Raw genomic sequence first — 3,346 nt, 5'->3', positions numbered from 1 at the left:
CAGGAAAAAATGGAGTAAGTGTAGACGATATCGCACGACAGAATAATATATCAGACCCTAATAAAATATACCCCGGGCAATCAATTTCTATAGACAAAAGTGGCAATGCTACGTCTGGTCAGACTGAAAATCCAGTTGCAAATCCGATAGCCTCAAAACCAGTCAATAAAAAACCTGAAAAAAATAGTGTAATCAATACGAATAAAAAATCACTGGATTCAGTTGGCGGAAAAAATTCTGGCAATCCGATTGCATTACTCCCCCATGATCAGAGAGAGGCCTCATGGATGGTGGTTGCAATTAAAGAAGCTCAAAAATGGAAAGGGGCAGATGAATCTATAATAACTAAAACATCTAATTACCATCAGTTGATAGGTTATGGAAAAATGTTTCCAAACCTCGTTGGCAGCAATCACGCGTGGTGCGCATCATTTGTAAATTATTGTTTGCAAGAAGTAGGATATGCTAAATCTAATTCTCCATTCAGAGCAAGATCATTCATTGGTGATAGTAATTTTTTCGAAATATCTCAGCCTGTTTACGGAGCTATTGCGACGTCTGGTCATCATGCTACCCTTGTTTATGGAGGTGCAAACGGTGCCATCATTGGCTTGGGAGGTAACCAAGGCGGGTTATCTATTATAAATGGAACTGTATCTGCAGGGACGATTAAATTCTCCACTTATAAAGGGATGCGATATTTTTTACCTGTAACTTATAAAGCATATTATAACGAGGCACAAAAACATAGCCTTCAACAATTTGATGTCAATGAATTGAACTTAAAGATGTTAAGTATGACCGTAAAGTCAAAAGGAAAAGAGAGTACACGATGAATTGGAAACTAGCTATTGCTTTTACGTTTGTATTATCCCAATCAGCTTTTGCAAGTTCTGAAGCCTTCCAAAAGGTATGGAATGATAGTTCCGGTAAACATGTTCTAATTATAGATAAAAAACTTGATAGCAAAGACGGTGGAGTGGCCTTACTTGTTAAACAAGTCACAGGGAATAGTAACGATTGGACTCTTAAGGATTTTGTCAGAAACTGCGACGAAGATATAAAATTAGATATTGTACCTGATTCTGTCGAGGTGAATAAAACATTTTCTGATGGTGTGGGAACCGTTTTATTTGCCTACAAAATAGGGTGTGTTGGTGGGATTGACCCTGTAACTGTAAAATATTTTGCTTTTAAAGATGGTGTAAAATATTCGTTAAGGGGAGAAGAGCATATTATTGTCGGTAGTGAGGGCTTCGGTGGGGAGAAGGCTCCATTGCCTGATTTCAATCTCAAGAATGACAAATCTCTTCTGAAGTACATGATGGGAAAATGGGATTCTATTTCCACAACAAAAGTAAATTAAATCGTGTGGTTTCATGTCATAAAACTACTGAGGATCCATCCAGCTTAGAAATATTTTTAAGGAGAGAGGGTGAGGTGGTTCATAGCGCTCGTTTTGCTTTCTGTGATTTCATTTAATGCTTGTTCGGTTGATGTTGAACTTATTGAAGATGATACAATTGGTATAAAAGAAAAGTCGGTAGTTAAAAAAATATATTTGGATACTATAGTTAATGGTTATAGAGTTAAATGTGACGGTTCGAAAATAGTCATGTGGGGGAAGCCTAAAAAGATAAATGAAGAGAACCCTCAAACTACCAATATAATACTAATGAATCTTAATGCCCCTTATAAAACTATAGAGAAAAGTGTTAGCGATGGTGTTTTCGATGTAAATTATCTGAGATCTATGGCCTTTGCATATGTTGATAATAACCAAGGTCTTTTTATTGATCTGGCTAATGGGGATTTTATTGCAATTAGCTCAGCCTTCGATCCTTCAAACGATAATAATTTTGAATCATGCACTGAGCATAAATCATGGCAATTCAAAAAGTATAGATGATTTTGATCGTTTTAGATAATTAAGCAAGCAGGGAATAATCATGCCGTATACACTTAAAAATTTGCCAGAATGCTATCCCAGACCTAAGCCTCTGAAATTTTCTCGTTGGATTATTGCTCTGGTTGCCATGCTTTCGGTCAGTGTTATATTAATGCGTATATTTGGGCGTTATGTTGAAAACCTGTATTTTTGGAAATTTGCTTTAGGTGTGCCTAGTACTTTGTGGAGTGTTCCGTTTGCTTCTTGTCTGCTTCTGTGGGCATTGCAGGATAGCAAGGCAAATGCTTTCGACAAACAGCGAGAACAAGGGATTCTTCGAGAAACCCGTAAGGCACGTCGTGCACTGCAGGTGCTGAATGTAACATTCATTACCGGCCACTCATCAGTTGCTCAGAAAGATACAGCTATTGCGATGAAAAATAACGATAGCATTATTGTTTCGCAGGTCGACCGGGATGGTAATGAAAGCTCCAGGATGAGCCAAATTTCCTCTAGCCCGCAGGACTCGCTAAAATTCGTGATAACGAATATTTTTTCGAAGTTGATTACTGGCATTCTCCCCGGGAATAATCAAAAACAGCGTAAAACAGGCAGCGCCCACTCGTGCTGCCGGATTATGCGGCCCTGCGCGATGAACTGGCCAGACGGCCCCGTCTGGCGGGGAGCCATTCATGTAATAAGCGCCTTCTCTACAATGCACAGCCTGGTACTGGGTCAGAGAAAAACGGATGAGAAATCTAACAAGATTACAGCGATGCTGGAGCTTATTAGCCTTCTGGGTATAAAGGGAAAACTGATAACAACCGATGCCATGGAATGTCAGAAAGATAGAGCGAAAAAGATACGTGCTCAACAGGGGGACTATTTATTGGTTATTGGCGGTAAAGGGAAATCAGGGGCGATTAAATAAAGCATTTTCTGATAGTTTTCCGTTATAAAGAAATAAACAATCCAGGCTATGACAGTGACAGTGACAGTACAGCGGAAAAGAGTCATTGCAGAGAAGGAACCGCCTTCATATTTTCTGTGATATTCCGGATAATTTGATTGATTTTACATTTGAATGGAAAGACTTAAAAAAACGGTGAGTGGCAGTTTCATTTTGCCCAGAAATAAAAAAGAAAGAGCCAGAAATGCAAATTCGCTATTATATAAGTTCGTCAGATTTAACGGCAGAGCGATTTGCCACAGCGATGAGAAACCACTGGCGTATAGAAAATAAATTACACTGGTGTCTTGATGTGGCAATGAACGAGGATAACTGCCGGATAAGAAGAGGCAATGCAGCCGAATTATTATCAGGTGTGGGGCGTATAGCAATAAACATCCTGAAGCAGGATAAAGGATTTAAAGCAGGGCTGAAGAGAAAGATGCGAAAAGCAGCGAAGCAGAAGCCACACACACTCACCCTGGGCTGGGATGATGACGAAGGGATAG

The 3,346-nt window shown here is 39.4% G+C and carries 3 protein-coding genes and 1 pseudogene; all 4 read left to right on the top strand.

Annotated features, from left to right (window positions below):
- Positions 1 to 836, top strand: an 836-nt coding sequence (locus tag EH228_RS10065; protein ID WP_152321541.1) for a C40 family peptidase, incomplete at its 5' end; no start/stop codon positions are given.
- On the top strand, positions 833 to 1,366 hold the full coding sequence (locus EH228_RS10060; protein ID WP_152321540.1) for a M949_RS01915 family surface polysaccharide biosynthesis protein: 534 nt from the start codon (positions 833 to 835) through the stop codon (positions 1,364 to 1,366). The genes EH228_RS10065 and EH228_RS10060, both read left to right, overlap by 4 nt.
- A 69-nt stretch (positions 1,367 to 1,435) precedes the next feature.
- Positions 1,436 to 1,909: a hypothetical protein gene (locus EH228_RS10055; protein ID WP_152321539.1), complete on the top strand. Its 474-nt coding sequence runs from the start codon at positions 1,436 to 1,438 to the stop codon at positions 1,907 to 1,909.
- Between the two features lie 658 nt (positions 1,910 to 2,567).
- Positions 2,568 to 3,346, top strand: a pseudogene (locus EH228_RS10045) (ISAs1 family transposase); the annotation flags it as partial.

The organism is Erwinia endophytica, from assembly GCF_009295515.1.
Lineage (GTDB): Bacteria > Pseudomonadota > Gammaproteobacteria > Enterobacterales > Enterobacteriaceae > Erwinia > Erwinia endophytica.
The sequence above is the reverse complement of the archived record's forward strand: the minus strand, read 5'-3'. Positions and strand labels throughout refer to the sequence as shown.

What these genes read in the sequence shown, in the direction of transcription:
- EH228_RS10060 (WP_152321540.1), top strand. Translation starts at nt 833, where the DNA reads ATGAATTGGAAACTAGCTATTGCTTTTACGTTTGTATTATCCCAATCA.